We start from the raw sequence: 18108 nt of genomic DNA, 5'->3' as shown, positions 1-18108 counted from the left end.
AACTCTACAGCGATGTTTAGGATGATTCTTGAACGCTTCTTCTAGCGTGGTGAACTCATGAGGTAACAGGGCTCTAACTTGTTTCATTTATAAAAAGTGATAATTCATATACTAATGATAGTTATACAAAAATTTCGATATTGATACAAGTTCTATATCATTGGTAATGTAAAAAATATCAAAGATTAAATATTAACCTAATTGTTGGTAATTTTATACTCGGGTACTTACTGCCTTTAATATGGCAATTTGCAATGGTAATGTTTGAGGAACAGACCAAGCGTTATCTGAGGTTTTTTCAGATTGAATGGTAATAGCATCATCAGACTCTAAAATTATTCCCGCGTTAATCCCAATAGTGAGATCGATCAGTGCGTTATTACAATAGAGTTTCACATTTGAAGTAGATTCTCCTTGCAAGAGTATTTTTTTAGTGATGACATCCTCACTATTGAGTGTCAAATGACAGGCAACAGATACAGTATTATCAGTTTGACTCACAGTTTGTAGTATTTCGGCTTTTTTACTTTCAGAGCAATTTTCCATGGCGTGAAGCCGTGTGATTGATAAAGGTGTTATTATCAATATTGACAACAATAACTTATTTATAATAAACATAATAAATCCTTTTAAGTTCCTTTAGTGATGAATATCGATTGGCTATGCGTTAATCAAATTTAAATAAAGGTAAACAGTGATCTTTATAGTTGCTGATAGATAAGTGTCAATGTTTATTCATCGAAGTGTTTAATGGGCCAAAATGAAATGGTAGATAATAGTCGTTGATGTATTGAAGGCGCAATGGCGTCGCTAGCTTAGCGGCGATTGTGCCAGTAAAAATGGATAATTGAACGCCTGCCAATGTCTGAATCAAAGCCCTATATCAGTTCTTTTAAGTTCAACATTATTAATAGGCTAGACTTGTTTAGAGTGATGGAATGGGTATGATCGGTTTTTAATTAGAGTCTACGTATTTTCGATGACTTGACATAGTAAATGAGTGAAATGAATGAGAACAAGATTTGATAGTTTGTTAAGTGAAATGATCCAAACACGGCAGAAAGTGCATGAAATGTGTCGACAATTTAGTCGTAGTCCGAGTAAAGGTAATTTAAAGCGGCTTAAGTCAATATTTGCGCATTGTGGTGAGAATGTATTTATTGAAGCTGGGTTTCATTGTGACTATGGTCATAAAATTAGCTTAGGAGATCGTGTCTTTATTAACCTTAATTGTACGATTTTAGATGCGGGTCAAGTGATCATAGGCAATGACACTCTGATTGGCCCGAATGTTCAAATTTTAGCGGTTACCCATGATGTGGATCCTCAATTACGCCTAGAAAAACATAATTACGCTAACGATGTCATTATTGGTCGTAATGTATGGTTAGCCGCTGGCGTCATTATTTCACCAGGCGTGTCCATTGGCGACAATAGTGTCATCGGGGCTGGCAGTGTGGTGACAAAGGATGTTGAAGCCAATAGTCTATATTTAGGTCATCCCGCAGTGAAAGTGAAAACGATTTAATTATCATGTTGAATTAACTCATTGATAATGTTTTTTATCATAGCTTTTGATTGAATATCTCCTTTTATTGATGGTTTGCTATAAAGAGGCATTATTACCTGCAGTCAGATGACCCGATATTGATGCCACTAGACCTTTACTTGAAGACATTGACACCGCAGTAACACTTCTACAGAATTAAATTGGCTATACTGAAAAGAACATGAATAATACTCATCCTTTCGGGTCAGTAGACGTGTAGACATCTAAACGTCCTTATGTATAATGGAGTCAAGAGCATGATGTTATCGCTAAAAAGTGTATTTGTTTTTATTGTCGCCCCATTGTTATTAATGGCTTGCTCTACATCTGATGATGAGTATATAGAAATTGATGGTTTGGTTAGTTATCGAACGCCTGTGACCTTGCCTGATACGGCAATATTAACGGTGAAGCTGAAGGACATAACCGATCATTCCCAACCTGCGATAATCATTGATGAACTTAATCGAGAGAAAGTGACCTTACCCGCGCGTTTTTCCTTTAGAGTTCCTCGAGATGAGTTAGTTGAAGGGCACATGGATATCATTCGAGCTTACGTTAAGTATAAAGATAAGCTTATATTCATGAACATTAATGCGGCTAAAGTAAGACTGGATTCTTCAGAGCCTATGCTCATTATGCTCGAAAAGGTCAGTGAATAACGTTATTTGAGTGCGCTTATTCGCTTGATAATTGGTTTATCAAATTGAAATAGAGGCGCAGTATGCCGGTAAAAATCCCTGATGATCTACCTGCTGCAGAAATATTAGAATCAGAAAATATTTTCATCATGTCTGAAACAAGGGCAAAAAATCAAGATATTAGACCGATGAAAGTACTGATTTTAAATTTAATGCCAAATAAGATTGAAACGGAAACACAACTATTACGTTTGTTAGGTAACACCCCGTTACAGGTCGATGTCGATTTATTGCGTATCCATGACAAAAGTTCTAAACATACTTCTATTGAACACATGAATAACTTCTATCGTGATTTTGATGATATTCGACATAAAAATTATGATGGATTAATGATCACTGGGGCCCCTTTAGGTTTATTACCTTTTGAAGAGGTCAGTTATTGGGCGCATATTTGTGACATTATCGATTGGTCTCAAAAGCATGTCACATCCGTATTGTTTTTATGTTGGGCGGCTCATGCTGCTCTCTACCATTTGTATGGGTTGCATCGTCAAGTGCTGGATAAAAAGCGTTCAGGGGTGTATCTACATCAAAGAACATTGCAGCATTATCCTTTATTACGGGGTTTTGATGATGAATTTTTTGCCCCTCATTCTCGCCATGCTGAGATGGATTTGAATGAATTGAAAGCCCATTCTGAGCTAAATGTATTGACTGAGTCCAAAGATGCAGGGGCTTATATGGTGCTGAGTACGGATAATCGTAATCTCTTTGTCATGGGGCACCCAGAATATCAAAAGGTAACGTTAGATGAAGAATATAAGCGTGATGTGTTAGAAGGCATTGATCCTGAGCAACCGCAAAATTATTATCGTGATAATGATCCGACTCAGGAGCCTATTGCTAGATGGTATGGACATGGCAGTTTATTGATCAGTAACTGGTTGAACTATTATGTGTATCAGTTAACCCCTTATGACTTAAATAAAATTAGCGACATAACGCCTTCTGAGCATGATAAAGCTTAATTTAAGCGTTTATTCTTATATCCCCCTCAATAGGCATTGTGAAACTGAGGGGGAAATGAGGGGCTACTTTTGTGAAGAATAGTATGCGGCTAAATTGATTATATCAGCATCCGTTAGTATTTTAGCCATTGGGGTCATAACAGCAGATTGCCCTCCTTTACGCTCACCTGCCTTATAGGCTTTCAATGAAGAGATTAAATATGCCTCATTTTGACCTGTAAGGTTGGGATAACTTGGCATGATAGATTTACCTGTCAGGCCATGACATGCAACACAAATTGTGCTGGCTTTTGCTTTACCTGCGGCGATATCGGGACCTGTACTTTCTGCTGGGGCTGCTGCTGGAGTCGCAGGAGCTGCTGGAGTGGCGGGATCTGCTGCCATAGCGGATGTTGCTGTTAATAATGCGGCGGCAGCTAACATAAGGTTACGATTCATTGCTCTTCCTTTTTGATTTGTTATACACGGAAAGTACCCTGGTAGGAACTTGCCGTGACTTAAATTAATTTTTAAGTGAATCATAGTATTAGCAGTCATCAGTACTTAGACGAATATGAAGATATTATCAGTACATGTGTTAGGTTACTGTGCTGAATAAGATGTTCTTATCGACTCTACTACCATGTTACTCATCATGTTGAAGTACACCAACCGCATTGGAATACTAAACCTTTACAGAATCCTTCTTTCACTGACGATGAATGTGTTTGCTACTATCGTTAGTTTCTACATGAGTGCCTATTTTTTAACATTTAAAGTGTTAAAAGTAAATGCAGCTTCGAAGTCCGTTTACAGTGATTAGTATGCGATGAATGGTCCGAGTTCATGTGATGCTTAGGATAGCGATAGGTGGATTGAAAATTAAACATTATTTTTTATGCTGAATTTGTGATCTTGAGTAGGATGGTGAATGTATTTAATTATTCAGTATCAATAAGAAAAATGATTGCTGGTTCCGTCAACAAAAATGAAAATTTGTTTTAACTTTGTGAGTATAACGAGGTATTAATGATATAATGAGCGCTTATTTTGTTTTTAATGATTAACATTGTGTCTTGATTATATCCTAGCGGTGGTATTGAGTCTGACTATGAGTTTAAATTGGCTTAGGGTCCCAAATAAAAATGGGATGTTTATTGATGTTATCTCTTATTGGTTAACATATATAAATAAGCAATATATTGATATTCTTTAAATTAATTCAATACTTTACTCATTATTTTAAAGTACTCCATTCCCCCATTAGAGTATATTTTACTCCTGATTGATTGTCGGTGAATGATGATTGAATGGGCCGTATTTATTAATAAAAAAAGCGGTACATACCCAAGCCACTTGAAAGTGCATGTTTTCAGAACCCGTAAAAAGGCTTAATTCAAGGCGCATTATCGCAGGAATGCTTATTGCCTTTTAAGGTAATGCAGCGCAGAAGTTAGTGTTTTTACGGGCCCCCCAATGGGCTGATTTAAAACACTTTTATACTGTGTTGTTGAGTATTAACTTAGAATAACTAAGTTGATACTCAATGCCTTGCCTAAAAATATTTTAATTCCAGCTGAATCCTGCATCTTCAGGTGGCTTGGGTATAGAATAATAAGAAAGGTAAGTTGAATGCAATTAACGGATATTACCGTATTAAAAACCACGTTAGATTGGTTATATCAAGGACAATCAGTTTGGTTGTGTACGATTTTGAACACCTATGGTTCAGCACCTCGGCCTGTTGGTGCATTATTTGTGACAGATGGAACACATAGACGGGGATCCATTTCAGGTGGTTGTCTAGAAGATGCTTTCATTGAGATGTTAAATGAAGGACATTTTAAGACCGCTGTATCAGTCTTTTCATATGGCGATCATATGAAAGGTGAGGCCATTGCAACAGAACTGCCTTGTGGGGGAAGTATTAGACTGTTGGTGGAGCGCTTAAGACCCGATGATACTGTGTTGGCGCATTTCGATAAATGGTTATCTCTTGCTCAGTCATCTTCGGGGTATCGTCGCCAAATAGAGCGTGAAAGTGGTCATTCACAGGTCGTGTTAACCCCTAATCTGTACCCATTATCAGTGAGCGAAACTAACGATGTTATTGTCGTTAATTATGAGCAAGTATGGAAAGTCGTATTGTTAGGGATCAGTCAAGTGAGCATGAGTTTAGCGCAATTAGCGATCATGGCAGGTTATGAAGTGCATGTGTGTGATATGAGAAAACAGTTTGAGTCTAGTTGGACTTATACCGCTGAGATGGGGGGAGTGGATGTGACTTGGATATCGCCTGATCGATTGGTTGATAAAGTGGCCGATAGTTGCACCGCGGTATTAGCCTTAGCCCATGATCCTCGTATTGATGATTTAGGATTGATGAGTGCTTTTGAATCGGATGCATTTTATCTTGGTGCGATGGGATCTAAAAGAACTAGCGTTGCCAGAGAGGAAAGACTGCAACGTATTTGTGAGTTGTCTGTAACTGATTTAACGCGTCTACACGCCCCCATAGGCTTGAATATTGGCAGTAAAACACCGATTGAAATTGCGATTTCGATTATGGCTGATATCATTCGAGTGAAGAATAATATACCGCTTGAGCAGCTATGACGTTTACTGTTTGGATGGATTTTATTGAGTCAATAACGCAAGGATGCTTTTAAACAATGGCCATACTGTTTCAAGTTGAGATAAGTATGGCGAGTTAATGTATTTAGCGTATGAATATACTAAGCCAAGTCAATAACAGTAGATTATTCTTCTGAAAGGTCGGTGCAATTTTGTGTTATGCCTTGATATGTTGTGGCGGGTAAATCCAAGTCCAGATCGCCATCAGGTGCGCAACAACAAGGTAGACATTCACCGGGTTCTAGATGCGCTAAAGGCTCATTAATATAAAAGACTTCTCCACTGTTTACTTTTGTTTTACAGGCGCCACAAAAGCCATTGCGGCATTCTGAAAACACCTTGATTTTTTTTTGCTCGAGGGCTTCGAGCAAATTATTGAATGCTTGATGAGCATATAATAATGTGGGTTGACCTTGAAGGCTGATAATAGCAGCCTTCTGATAGCGGCGTTTATAGGTCAAAGTCAAGAAATTCGGATTCATCAACAGAGGCATCAATTTGTCCAACAAGGTAAGATGACACTTCAACTTCTTGTGGCGCGACTTGGACAGAATCACTTTCTAACCAGTTTTTCATCCAAGGTAATGGATTTGAACGCTCTTCATAGTGGGGCGTCAGATTAACAGCTTTCATACGCTCATTAGTGATGTACTCGACATATTGGCATAATATTTGTTCATTAAGACCTATCATTGAGCCATCTTTAAACAAATACTCAGCCCAGTCTTTCTCTTGCTCTGCTGCTTTTACGAAGATATCGTAAGCTTGCTGTTCGCATTCACTGGCAATTTCGCCCATTTCTGGATCGTCTTTACCGCCAGCCATTATCTTTAAAATGTGTTGTGTGCTGTTAAGATGTAGCGCTTCATCTCGGGCAATCAGGCGAATAATTTTGGCATTACCTTCCATCACATTACGTTCAGCAAAGGCGAAAGAGCAAGCAAAACTAACATAAAAACGGATGGCTTCAAGTACATTCACTGAGACCATACATAAATAGAGGGATTTTTTGATTTCCCTTTGATTGATGACACGATCTTGACCGTGAATAGAATGAGTACCTTCCCCCAATAAGTTAAATGCTTGGGTTAACTCAATTAAATCATCGTAGTATTTGGCAATATCAGTTGCACGTTTCAAAATTTCTTCGTTGACGACGATATCATCGAATATGATAGAAGGATTATTGACGATATTACGGATGATATGGGTATATGAACGTGAATGTATCGTTTCTGAAAATGACCAGGTTTCTATCCACGTTTCTAATTCTGGTAATGACACCAATGGTAAAAAAGCGACATTGGGTGAGCGACCTTGAATGGAGTCGAGCAAGGTTTGATACTTCAAATTGGAAATAAAAATGTGTTTTTCATGCTCGGGCAGCGCATTATAGTCGATTTTATCTTTACTGACATCGACTTCTTCTGGTCGCCAGAAAAAAGACAGTTGTTTTTCTATCAGTTTTTCAAAGACTTCATATTTTTGTTGATCATAACGTGCTACGTTGACCGATTGCCCCATAAACATAGGTTCGCGTCTAGCGTCATTAGGGGTTTGACAAAAAGTTGAATAGGCCATGATTTTCGATTTCCAAAAGATAGGGGCGCCGTGCCCCTATTATATAGTTAACTAAGTAATGCAGCGATAAATTGATTATATCTTACAAGCGCCGCCAGCACAGCCATCATCTTCTTCCTCAACACTAATGATATCATCATGCTGATCAGAGGCACCGTCACGGGTGTTATGGTAGTACAAGGTTTTAAGGCCCAGTTTGTAAGCAGTCAATAAATCTTTTAATAAGACCTGCATAGGGACCTTATTATTATCGAAACGCAATGGATCATAGTTGGTATTGGCAGAAATAGCTTGGTCGACAAATTTTTGCATCAAACCAACCAATTGCAAATAGCCTTGATTGTTTGGCATTTGCCATAATAATTCATAGCTATCTTTTAGGGTATCGATACTCGGTACGACTTGTTTAAGCTGACCATCTTTACTGGCTTTAACGCTAATAAGACCACGTGGAGGCTCAATACCATTGGTAGCATTAGATATTTGCGAAGAGGTTTCTGATGGCATTAACGCCGACAAGGTTGAATTACGTAATCCATGAGTTTTAATATCCTGGCGCAGTGTTTCCCAGTCGAGATGTAATGGCTCATCACAAATTTGGTCAAGATCGCGCTTATAGGTATCGATGGGTAAAATACCTTGCGAATATGTAGTTTCATGAAACAGTGGACAAGCCCCGTGCTCTTTTGCGAGCGTCACAGAGGCTTTTAATAAATAATACTGAATCGCTTCAAAAGTACGGTGTGTCAGGCCATTGGCGGAACCATCTGAATATTTAACGCCATTCTTGGCTAAATAATAAGCAAAGTTAATGACGCCTACACCTAAAGTGCGGCGGTTCATTGATGCTGAGCGGGCAGCCTCTATGGGATAATCTTGATAATCGAGCAAACTATCCAGTGCACGTACGGCAAGTTCAGCTAAGGGTTCAATATCAGAGAGCTCGTTAATCGCGCCTAGGTTGATGGCCGATAGGGTACACAATGCGATTTCACCTTCTGGATCATTAATATTATTCAATGGTTTAGTAGGCAAGGCAATTTCAAGACATAAATTCGATTGTCTGATCGGAGCCACTTGTGGATCAAAAGGACTGTGAGTATTACAGTGATCGACATTCTGGATATAAATACGACCTGTAGAGGCGCGTTCTTGCATCATTAACGAGAAGAGCTCAACCGCGTTAATGTGTGTTTTTCTAACGGTATCATCTTGTTCATATTGCAGATATAAACGTTCAAACTCATCTTGATTTTCAAAGAAAGCATCATACAGTCCAGGTACATCAGAGGGACTGAATAAACTGATCACGCCACCTTTAATCATACGTAGGTACATGAGCTTGTTAATTTGTACGCCGTAATCTAAATGGCGAATACGATTATCATCCACACCTCGATTATTCTTAAGCACCAAGAGTGATTCGACTTCTAAATGCCAAATCGGATAGAAGAGTGTGGCAGCGCCACCCCGTACGCCACCTTGCGAGCAAGATTTGACCGCCGTTTGGAAATGCTTATAGAAAGGAATGCAACCAGTATGGAAGGCCTCACCACCGCGAATAGGGCTACCTAAAGCACGAATACGGCCTGCATTGATGCCAATACCGGCACGTTGACTGACATATTTAACAATAGAAGAGGCCGTGGCATTGATGGAGTCTAAACTGTCGTCACATTCAATTAATACACAAGAGCTAAATTGACGTGTTGGCGTACGCACACCTGCCATAATCGGCGTGGGTAATGAGATTTTAAATGTCGAGGTCGCATCATAGAAATCTTTGATGTAATTGAGACGGTTTTCTTTAGGGTATTTAGCAAAGAGGCTGGCGGCCACTAAAATATATAAAAATTGAGCGCTCTCATAGATTTCGTTAGTCACACGATTTTGTACTAGATATTTACCTTCAAGCTGCTTTACGGCGGCATAAGAAAAGTCCATATCACGCCAATGATCAATAAAACCTTCGAGTAAAGTCAGTTCTTCACTGGTGTAATCTTCAAGTAAGTGGCTATCGTATTTGCCAAGCTCGACGAGTTTAGTGATATGTGCTTTGAGTTTCGGGGGCTCGAATTGACCAAAGGCTTTTTTACGCAGGTGAAAAATAGCAAGTCGAGCGGCCAAAAATTGATAATCCGGTGATTCTGGCGAAATCAAATCTGCTGCGGCTTTGATGATCGTTTCATGGATTGCTTCGGTGGGGATACCATCAAAAAACTGTAGGTGCGATCTCAGCTCAACTTCAGAAACAGAGACATTATTGAGTCCTTTTGCTGCCCAAGTGATCACACGGTGGATTTTATCGAGATCGATCGTCTCACGTTCACCGCTACGCTTGGTGACTGTCAAATTGCTATTCATTAATAGAGGGGCCTTGGTTCTTTATATTCATGTTGGCGATCGGGTTAAGATCACACTAGGTGTCCATATCACAATCAAATATTGACTGATAAATTAAGCTTAGTGTCTTTACTTGACACTGAGGTCCTTATAGTGTCTTCAATTGTTACCTACACACAATATATGGTGCTTTGTTATTTCTTAGATACAAGATAGTGCGGTTTTGGCTATTTTGCAAGTGAGAACTTTGGGCACAAGTTGTGGATATCTTGAGGATAATAACCTCGGTTAGTAACAGCTAACCCTTGAGGCTTGTTTTCATATGATTAAAATTTTAAAGGGTAAAAAATAAGCCGTTTTGATCGAATGTAAAGATCGGATCGTCATTGCTGGATCCTTATTCAAGGCCCTCTACATTTCGATCCGAGTTTGTACTAAAGTTGTTCAATTAACCATTTTTCTAAACAGGTTCCCGCTGCAAAATAATGATCAGCAGGCCAAGTATTAGGCAAATCATCATGATTGATATAACCCCAAAGTGCGACGCCACCAATCATATTGGCATTTTTGGCCGCAATGAGATCCCGCTCAGCATCACCTAAATAAAGAATCGTATGCGAGGCGCAGTTCATTTGCTGTGCGGCTAACCACATGGGCGCGGTGTGAGGTTTCGCGTAAAGGGTACTATCACCGCTGATAATGGTGCACATTCTTTGAGTGAGATCGAGTACATCAAGTAAAGGCCTTGCAAACCGCGCGGCTTTATTGGTGACGACACCATAAGGTATGCCTTTATTATCCAGTAATGACAAGACTGCCTGTAATCCATCAAAAATCTCAGTATTATCGCCATTGATTTGATGATAATAAGTTAATAGCCTTTGTTGTATTATCGTTGTTTCATCAATTGATAAATCGGGTTGAGCGGCGTTCACGAGTGCTAAACTGCCATGGGAAGCGGCAGAACGCATGCTGTCGATACTTTGTTGTGGATAGCCGAAGTCTTTTAGGCTTAGGTTGAGTGCGTGAACAAGATCGGGGGCGGTATCGGCGAGCGTACCGTCAAGATCAAATAATACCCCTTTAATAGGTACCTTATTGGTTAGATGTTGATATGAGCTTGATGAGACTAAACTCGATGGCTGAAAGTTAGTCATGCTTAATAGTCGCTATCATATAATTGACATCGAGTTTTTGCGTATATTTAAACACATCGGTTAACGGGTTATAAGTAATGCCTGTGGCATCAAAGCATTGAAGTTCAGCGTGCTCTGCTAATGAGATGAGTTCAGAAGGCTTAATAAACTTGGTATGATCATGGGTACCAATAGGGAGCATTTTAAGCAGGTATTCAGCCCCTATAATGGTTTGTAAATAAGCCATGATGTTGCGATTGATGGTAGAAAAGAACACATAGCCGCCTGGTTTGACCATATCGGCACAGGCTTGAATAACCGAGCCTGGATCGGGGACATGCTCTAACATTTCCATACACGTGATCACATCATAAACACCGAGATGACTCTCTTTATGAGCTTCTGCCGTACACTTAATATAGTTGACATCAACGCCAGCCGCTAATGCATGCAATCGTGCCACATCTAAAGGCTCTTCTCCCATATCGATTCCATCCACTTTAGCGCCAAGTTTTGCCATGCTTTCAGACAAAATACCGCCGCCACAACCGACATCTAACACACGTTTACCAAAAATGCCTGCTGCCGTTTGATCGATATAGTTAAGCCTAAGGGGGTTGAGGTTGTGAAGCGGTTTAAATTCGCCTTGTGGATCCCACCAAGTTGACGCCATTTTCTCAAATTTTGCAATTTCTTCAGGATCTACATTTGTGTTGTGCTGCACGTTATTACCCCTTAATCATCGATATCTAAGATGAGTTTATCTTTATTATGACGAATAATAAACAAAAGGGAGCGAGTGGCAGGAACTTATTACTGAGTTCGAGGGGGCCGTTAATGGATTATGGGTCAAGCATTCAGCTTGTCATTATTACGCTTTCGCCTCAAAATTAAACGATCGAAAAGGGCAGATTTTACTTATTTAAAATGAACACTAATTAGGCCTAGCGACAATTAATAACTGTGTTAGAATGTCAAATCACGTTTTCAAGCTCGGCAATGACTTAAGCTCTCATTTTAGGGACAAAGTTGTCAGCTATTTATCAGGAGATCGAGCAGTTTATGACTGATCTGGCTTCATCTATAACACCCATTAATATTGAAGACGAATTAAAAAATTCATACTTAGATTACGCCATGAGCGTCATTGTGGGTCGAGCATTACCTGACGTGCGAGATGGCTTAAAGCCTGTGCATCGTCGTGTGTTATTTGCTATGAACGAACTAAAGAATGATTGGAATAAGCCGTATAAAAAGTCGGCTCGTGTCGTCGGTGATGTTATCGGTAAATATCATCCACATGGTGATACTGCTGTGTATGATACGATCGTTCGTTTAGCACAGCCTTTCTCTTTACGTTATACATTAATTGACGGTCAAGGTAATTTTGGTTCAGTTGACGGTGATTCCGCGGCGGCCATGCGTTATACCGAAATTCGTATGGAGAAGTTAGCGCATCAATTATTGGCGGATTTGGACAAAGAGACCGTTGATTTTGTGCCTAACTACGATGGCACCGAATTTATTCCTGAAGTGTTGCCGACGCGAGTCCCTAATCTGTTGATTAATGGTTCTTCCGGTATTGCTGTGGGGATGGCGACCAATATTCCGCCGCATAACTTAAATGAAGTGGTGGCGGGATGTTTGGCATTAATAGCCGATCCCGATCTAACGATTAATGAGTTAATGGAATATATTCCAGGCCCCGACTTTCCAACTGCGGCGATGATTAATGGCCGTAAAGGCATTGTCGATGCCTACCATACGGGTAAAGGCCGTGCGGTAATGCGGTCTAAAGCGGAGGTTGAAACCGAAGATAATGGCCGTGAACGTATTATCGTCCATGAAATCCCTTATCAGGTGAATAAAGCCCGTTTGATTGAGAAAATCGCCGAGCTGGTAAAAGACAAGAAAATCGAAGGGATTTCAGGATTGCGCGATGAGTCTGATAAAGACGGTATGCGCATCGTGATTGAAATTAAGCGTGGTGAAGTGGGCGAGGTGGTACTGAATAACCTCTATGCTCAAACGCAAATGCAGTGTTCTTTTGGCATAAACATGGTGGCATTGACTAACGGTCAACCTAAATTGTTTAATTTGAAAGAGATGCTTGAGTGTTTCATCTTGCATCGCCGTGAAGTGGTCACCCGCCGGACGGTATTTGAATTACGTAAAGCCCGTGATCGCGCGCATATTTTAGAATCGTTAGCGGTTGCTTTAGCGAATATCGATCCCATTATCGCGCTGATTAAATCCTCAGCGACCTCAAGCGATGCCAAAGTGAAATTGATGGCACAAGGCTGGGAGCTGGGTAATGTGAAGACTATGCTGGAAAAAGCGGGTGATGATGCGGCGCGTCCAGAATGGTTAGATCCAGAGTTTGGTATTCGTGATGGTTTGTATTACCTGACAGAGCAACAAGCCCAAGCGATCCTTGAGCTGCGCCTACACAGATTGACTGGGCTTGAGCATGACAAAATTCTTCAAGAATACGATGAGCTATTAAGCATTATTGCTGGGTTACTGTTTATTTTAGGCAGCCCTGAGCGTTTAATGGAAGTCATCAAGGAAGAATTGAATGAAATTTTAGCTGTCTATGGTGATACTCGTCGAACGGTGATTAATGCCAATGAAGTTGATATGAGTCTAGAAGATCTTATCAATGAAGAAGATGTTGTTGTGACCTTGTCTCATTTAGGTTATGCGAAATATCAAGTGTTAAGTGACTATCAAGCGCAGCGCCGTGGTGGTAAAGGCAAAGCCGCGACGAAAGTAAAAGATGAAGACTTTGTTGAAAAGCTCTTAGTGGCGAATACCCATGATACTATCTTATGCTTCTCTGATTTTGGTAAAATGTATTGGTTAAAGGTGTATCAATTACCTCTAGCCAGCCGTCAAGCGCGTGGTCGTCCGATTGTGAACTTATTGCCTCTTTCTGACGGTGAGCGTATTACGGCTATTTTACCAGTGCGTGAGTATGAAGATGATAAGTACATTATCATGGCAACCTCACACGGTACGGTGAAGAAAACCCCGTTGACCGCATACAGTAACCCAAGGGCAAACGGTATTATTGCCGTGAACCTTAAAGATGGCGATCAGCTGATTGGTGTGGATATCACCAATGGTAATGATGAAATCATGTTGTTCTCGGATGCGGGTAAAGTCGTTCGCTTTAACGAGAAAGTGAAAGATTCTGAAACCGGTGAAGTGAAACGCGATCCTGAAACTGGCGAAGAAGTGCTGGCGTTAAGACCTATGGGACGGACTGCAACCGGCGTACGTGGTATTCGTTTAGAAGCAGGCCAGAAAGTGGTGTCGTTAATCGTACCTAAGAATGATGGCGCTATTCTCACTGTAACTGAAAACGGTTTTGGTAAATGCACCTTGCTGGAAGAGTATCCAGCCAAGAGTCGTGCAACCAAAGGTGTGGTTTCTATCAAAATTAGCGAGCGTAATGGTGCCGTTGTGGGCGCTGTTCAAGTGTGTGAAAATGATGAAATCATGTTGATCAGTGACAAAGGTACCTTAGTGCGAACGCCTGCAACGGGCGTGTCAACCATTGGGCGTAACACCCAAGGTGTCACAATTATCAAAACGGCGACTGAAGAGAAAGTGGTCGGGCTGCAACGCATCGATGAAATCCAAACGGATGATGAATTAGAAAGTGAAGAAGGTGAAGTGATTGAAGGCGAGGTCGTTAATATAACGACTGACGTTGAAGCGCAATCGACAGATCTGCCGTCTGAAGAAGACGAATAAATTGTTTAAAGATCACGGGTAATAATAGAAAAGGATGCCAATCGGCATCCTTTTTTATTGCTTATCTGTTAAACCCATTGTTGCTCATTGAGCGGGGCTCTAAACATAAAATTATTGTGCTGCGTGGTACTCTGCAACCATTTTATCAATCAAGTCGTCGCAGCAGGGAATATCACTAATACTCGCAACGCCATGTCCTGCAGACCAAACATCTTGCCATGCTTTGGACGAATCACTGCCTGTTGGCGTGAGTTTTTCACCAAAATTCACATCGCCCGTGTTGAGTAATGCCTGCATGTCATAACCAGAATTTTGTAGACTTTCCTTAATAAAGTTAGACGGAACACCTGTCACAGCGGGGGTATAGACAATATCAGTCGATTTAGACTTAACAATTAAATCTTTGTGCCCCTGAGGCGCTTTACTCTCAAGCGTATTGATAAATCGCGTGCCTATATAGGCAAGGTCGGCCCCCATTATTTCTGCTGCCCGTACTTGATGACCTTTATTGATGCAGCCGCCGAGTAAAATTGTCTTATCCCAAAAAGAGCGAATATCTTCCACTAAGGCAAAGGGGTTCAAACTGCCGGCATGGCCACCAGCGCCACCGCTAACGGCAATTAAACCGTCGACGCCAGCTGCTGCAGCTTTTTCTCCGTGGCGTTTAGTGGTTACATCATGAAAAACAATACCGCCATAGTTATGCACGACATCAACCACATCTTTTAATGCGCCAAGGGCGGTAAGTACAAGCGGCACTTTATATTTAACACAAAGTGCTAAGTCAGCTTGCAACCTAGGGTTAGAGTCATGGACAATTAAGTTCACGCCAAAAGGCGCAGCTTGTTTCCCAGTTTCGGACTCAAATTCACTGAGTGCGGTTGTGATTTCAATTAACCATTGCTCAAACCCTTCACTGGTTCTTTGGTTGAGTGCGGGAAAAGTGCCAATGATGCCTTTTTTACACCCACTGATCACGATCTCTGGGCATGAAACTAAAAACATGGGAGCCATGACTACAGGGATAGAAAGGCGGTCCTGCCATTGCTTGGGTAACATAAATAGACTTCCTGAGATTATGGGTAAAGATTGTAATTTAAACAGCGCCTTATATTGAATTAAGTAAACTGTTTCAGTTGCACTAATAGTTGCTGTGCTTTCACTTGATTTCCTGTTGTTGTTAATACTTTTTCAACATGGCCGTCAATGCTCGATTTCAACATGTGCTCCATTTTCATGGCGTCGATAATGGCAATGACATCACCACAAGCGACGGGATCACCTTCTTTGACCAGTACATCAACGACCACACCATCCATTGATGCTGTCACTTGTTCCGATCCCGCCTCTGTTACTTTGGTTGAGGTTAGTGAGCGATCAAAAAACTGTAAGTTACCGGCAATATTGCTTAACCATAGTGATGCAGATGCTGGGTTTTGATCAAAAACAAAGTGACGTGTCTTAATTACACCTTGGTATAAATAGCGAATTTTATTATTGGATAAGGTTATGATTGCTAATTGCTCTGAGGGATCAATTTTGTTGTTACCATTGTCATTATTATCATTGGCAATGTTTAGTGTATGGCTGTCTTGCCCTTGTGCTAATGAAGTCACTTGGAATATTTTCTGCGGAATCTTCTGCGTAATTGTCTGTGGATCAGTGCAATTCAAAATGGGTTGGCTAATGACTAATTTTTTCACTTCACCAGAGTTTACTTGCTCACAACTAAGGGACATTAATTGCTGACCCATAAAAGAAGTATGTAATGGTTGAAGCGGCTGTGGTGGGCTTTGCTGTGTATCAATATCTATCTTGGATTTAAGCAGAACCGCCGCTAATAACCAATCTTCCATTGTGACTTGTTGAGTTGTTAGGCTTTTGTTATTACTGAATTGTGCGGTAATAAAGTTGGTTTTGGCATTCCCCTCAATAAAGTTTCTATCACTCAGTAACTCATTTAAAAAGGCACGATTATCACGGACACCGAGTAATTGAGTGTCTTGCACTAAACGGACTAAACGACGACGTGCTTGCTCTCTATTACTTCCATAGCTAATTAACTTAGCGAGTAGAGGATCATAAAACGCAGAAATCACTTGGCCTTGGGTGATCCCTGAATCAACTCTTATACCCGCCATGGGTTGAGATTGAAGGATAGCATCATCATTAGTTAAAGCGGGTTGCCATAAATGAATTTTTCCTGTTTGTGGCATGAAATTATTGGCAGGATCTTCGGCATATAAACGCACTTCTATCGCATGACCGGTAATGGTGACATCTTGCTGGTTTATTGGAAGTGGTTCGCCGTTTGCTACATTTAATTGCAGTGCCACTAAATCAAGGCCAGTCACTAATTCGGTGACGGGGTGCTCAACTTGTAAGCGCGTATTCATTTCTAAAAAGTAAAACTTGCCGTTGTTATTACTGTCACGATTTACATCATCACGATTTACATCATCACGATTTACATCATCACGATTTACATCATCACGATTTACATCATCACGATTTACATCATCACGATTTACATCATCACGATTTACATCAATACTGTTTATATCAATGCAGTCATCATATAAGAACTCAACTGTGCCAGCACCGACATAGTCACAGGCTTGTGCCGCGAGTATTGCAGCATCCCCCATTTGTTTTCTTGAGGCATCATTCAACACTATTGAGGGGGCTTCTTCAATCACCTTTTGATGACGGCGTTGTACTGAACAGTCACGTTCTGCTAAATGAATAATATGGCCAACACTATCAGCAAAAATCTGTATTTCAATATGACGAGCGTTTGAGATGGCTTTTTCGATGATTAATTCGCCGCTGCCGAAAGTGCTGAGTGCTTCAGAACGCGCTGATGTGATGGCTGCTTTTAAATCAGATTGATCGCTAACTAAGCGCATGCCACGACCACCGCCGCCTTTGGCAGCTTTAACCATGAGCGGAAAACCAATAATTCCTGCTTGTTTGATCAGAGTCTCGTCACTTTGGTCCTCGCCTTCGTAACCGGGAATGCATGGAACACCGGCGGCTAACATCGCCATTTTTGATTGGCGTTTACAGCCCATTAACTCTATCGCTTCAGCACTGGGACCGACAAAGGTTATGTTGTTATCAGCACATGCACGAGCGAAGTCGGCATTTTCAGATAAAAAGCCATAACCTGGATGAATAGCATTGGCGCCAGCGCTGATTGCTGCTGCAATCAGTTTATCGATAGCAAGATAACTTTCACCAATATTGGATGCGCCAATAAATATGGCTTCGTCAGCTAAGGAGACATAAGGCGCACATTGATCAGCTTCGGAGAACACTGCAACGGTTTTGAAGCCAAGATCTTTCGCGCAGCGAATGATCCTAACGGCAATTTCACCACGATTAGCAATTAATATTTTATCAAACATCTTTGTGACCTTTATCAGCACTTCAATTTAATGATATGGATG

At 40.7% G+C, this 18108-nt stretch carries 14 protein-coding genes and 1 pseudogene; 5 read left to right on the top strand and 10 right to left on the bottom strand.

What is annotated here, in order from left to right; translation table 11 throughout:
- Positions 1 to 213 precede the first annotated feature (213 nt).
- Positions 214 to 618 carry a hypothetical protein gene (locus tag L2764_RS14920; protein ID WP_248941045.1) on the bottom strand — a complete coding sequence of 135 codons (405 nt, stop codon included), beginning with the start codon at positions 616 to 618 and terminating at the stop codon, positions 214 to 216.
- A 391-nt stretch (positions 619 to 1009) separates the two neighbouring features.
- Here L2764_RS14920 and L2764_RS14915 point away from each other — a divergent pair, with 391 nt between their 5' ends.
- The 3 genes from L2764_RS14915 to metA all read left to right on the top strand — a co-directional run bounded on the left by L2764_RS14915 (position 1010) and on the right by metA (position 3221).
- Entirely contained in the window at positions 1010 to 1528 is a 519-nt protein-coding gene (locus L2764_RS14915; protein ID WP_248941044.1) for a sugar O-acetyltransferase, read from the top strand.
- A gap of 278 nt (positions 1529 to 1806) precedes the next feature.
- A complete protein-coding gene (locus L2764_RS14910; RefSeq protein WP_248941043.1) occupies positions 1807 to 2211 on the top strand; it encodes a YbaY family lipoprotein in 405 nt (134 codons plus the stop codon).
- A gap of 62 nt (positions 2212 to 2273) precedes the next feature.
- The gene (gene metA / locus L2764_RS14905; RefSeq protein WP_248941042.1) at positions 2274 to 3221 is read left to right on the top strand and encodes a homoserine O-acetyltransferase MetA; all 948 of its coding nucleotides are present in this window, start codon (positions 2274 to 2276) and stop codon (positions 3219 to 3221) included.
- A gap of 63 nt (positions 3222 to 3284) precedes the next feature.
- Here the strand turns inward: metA and L2764_RS14900 are convergent, their stop codons facing one another.
- Positions 3285 to 3605, bottom strand: a complete 321-nt coding sequence (locus tag L2764_RS14900) for a c-type cytochrome (RefSeq protein WP_376708426.1) — start codon at positions 3603 to 3605, stop codon at positions 3285 to 3287.
- Positions 3606 to 4832: 1227 nt separating this feature from the next.
- Between L2764_RS14900 and L2764_RS14895 the strand changes: the two genes are divergently transcribed.
- A complete protein-coding gene (locus L2764_RS14895; RefSeq protein WP_248941040.1) occupies positions 4833 to 5816 on the top strand; it encodes an XdhC family protein in 984 nt (327 codons plus the stop codon).
- Between the two features lie 143 nt (positions 5817 to 5959).
- Here L2764_RS14895 and yfaE read toward each other — a convergent pair whose 3' ends face one another.
- The 5 genes from yfaE to ubiG form a co-directional block, all read right to left on the bottom strand.
- Entirely contained in the window at positions 5960 to 6295 is a 336-nt protein-coding gene (yfaE, locus tag L2764_RS14890) for a class I ribonucleotide reductase maintenance protein YfaE (RefSeq protein WP_312018359.1), read from the bottom strand.
- Positions 6285 to 7415 (bottom strand): class Ia ribonucleoside-diphosphate reductase subunit beta, encoded by a 1131-nt coding sequence (gene nrdB, locus L2764_RS14885; RefSeq protein WP_248941038.1) that lies wholly within the window; start codon positions 7413 to 7415, stop codon positions 6285 to 6287. Before nrdB ends, yfaE begins: the two co-directional genes overlap by 11 nt.
- A gap of 75 nt (positions 7416 to 7490) precedes the next feature.
- Positions 7491 to 9779, bottom strand: coding sequence for a class 1a ribonucleoside-diphosphate reductase subunit alpha (gene nrdA / locus L2764_RS14880; RefSeq protein WP_248941037.1), 2289 nt, complete (start codon positions 9777 to 9779; stop codon positions 7491 to 7493).
- 413 nt (positions 9780 to 10192) lie between these two features.
- Entirely contained in the window at positions 10193 to 10915 is a 723-nt protein-coding gene (locus tag L2764_RS14875) for an HAD family hydrolase (protein WP_248941036.1), read from the bottom strand.
- A complete protein-coding gene (ubiG, locus tag L2764_RS14870) occupies positions 10908 to 11618 on the bottom strand; it encodes a bifunctional 2-polyprenyl-6-hydroxyphenol methylase/3-demethylubiquinol 3-O-methyltransferase UbiG (RefSeq protein WP_248941035.1) in 711 nt (236 codons plus the stop codon). Before ubiG ends, L2764_RS14875 begins: the two co-directional genes overlap by 8 nt.
- A 338-nt stretch (positions 11619 to 11956) precedes the next feature.
- Between ubiG and gyrA the strand changes: the two genes are divergently transcribed.
- The gene (gene gyrA, locus L2764_RS14865) at positions 11957 to 14656 is read left to right on the top strand and encodes a DNA gyrase subunit A (RefSeq protein WP_248941034.1); all 2700 of its coding nucleotides are present in this window, start codon (positions 11957 to 11959) and stop codon (positions 14654 to 14656) included.
- 111 nt (positions 14657 to 14767) lie between these two features.
- On the opposite strand, the gene L2764_RS14860 is transcribed toward gyrA, so the two are convergent.
- From L2764_RS14860 to L2764_RS28535, 3 genes and pseudogenes are all read right to left on the bottom strand, one after another.
- Positions 14768 to 15715 carry an NAD(P)H-dependent flavin oxidoreductase gene (locus L2764_RS14860; protein WP_248941032.1) on the bottom strand — a complete coding sequence of 316 codons (948 nt, stop codon included), beginning with the start codon at positions 15713 to 15715 and terminating at the stop codon, positions 14768 to 14770.
- 59 nt (positions 15716 to 15774) lie between these two features.
- Positions 15775 to 16395, bottom strand: a complete 621-nt coding sequence (locus L2764_RS28540) for an acyl-CoA carboxylase biotin carboxyl carrier protein subunit (protein WP_446539681.1) — start codon at positions 16393 to 16395, stop codon at positions 15775 to 15777.
- 222 nt (positions 16396 to 16617) lie between these two features.
- Positions 16618 to 18066, bottom strand: a pseudogene (locus L2764_RS28535) (acetyl-CoA carboxylase biotin carboxylase subunit); the annotation flags it as partial.
- Positions 18067 to 18108: the final 42 nt, after the last annotated feature.

Source organism: Shewanella surugensis (genome assembly GCF_023284005.1).
GTDB classification, from domain to species: domain Bacteria; phylum Pseudomonadota; class Gammaproteobacteria; order Enterobacterales; family Shewanellaceae; genus Shewanella; species Shewanella surugensis.
The sequence above is the reverse complement of the archived record's forward strand: the minus strand, read 5'-3'. Positions and strand labels throughout refer to the sequence as shown.

Excerpts from the sequence above, each read along its gene's own strand:
- L2764_RS14920 (WP_248941045.1), bottom strand. The coding sequence starts at position 618 with ATGTTTATTATAAATAAGTTATTGTTGTCAATATTGATAATAACACCT.
- L2764_RS14915 (WP_248941044.1), top strand. The coding sequence starts at position 1,010 with ATGAGAACAAGATTTGATAGTTTGTTAAGTGAAATGATCCAAACACGG.
- L2764_RS14910 (WP_248941043.1), top strand. The coding sequence starts at position 1,807 with ATGATGTTATCGCTAAAAAGTGTATTTGTTTTTATTGTCGCCCCATTG.
- metA (WP_248941042.1), top strand. The coding sequence starts at position 2,274 with ATGCCGGTAAAAATCCCTGATGATCTACCTGCTGCAGAAATATTAGAA.
- L2764_RS14900 (WP_376708426.1), bottom strand. The coding sequence starts at position 3,605 with ATGGCAGCAGATCCCGCCACTCCAGCAGCTCCTGCGACTCCAGCAGCA.
- L2764_RS14895 (WP_248941040.1), top strand. The coding sequence starts at position 4,833 with ATGCAATTAACGGATATTACCGTATTAAAAACCACGTTAGATTGGTTA.
- nrdB (WP_248941038.1), bottom strand. The coding sequence starts at position 7,415 with ATGGCCTATTCAACTTTTTGTCAAACCCCTAATGACGCTAGACGCGAA.
- nrdA (WP_248941037.1), bottom strand. The coding sequence starts at position 9,779 with ATGAATAGCAATTTGACAGTCACCAAGCGTAGCGGTGAACGTGAGACG.
- L2764_RS14875 (WP_248941036.1), bottom strand. The coding sequence starts at position 10,915 with ATGACTAACTTTCAGCCATCGAGTTTAGTCTCATCAAGCTCATATCAA.
- gyrA (WP_248941034.1), top strand. The coding sequence starts at position 11,957 with ATGACTGATCTGGCTTCATCTATAACACCCATTAATATTGAAGACGAA.
- L2764_RS14860 (WP_248941032.1), bottom strand. The coding sequence starts at position 15,715 with ATGTTACCCAAGCAATGGCAGGACCGCCTTTCTATCCCTGTAGTCATG.
- L2764_RS28540 (WP_446539681.1), bottom strand. The coding sequence starts at position 16,395 with ATGTCCCTTAGTTGTGAGCAAGTAAACTCTGGTGAAGTGAAAAAATTA.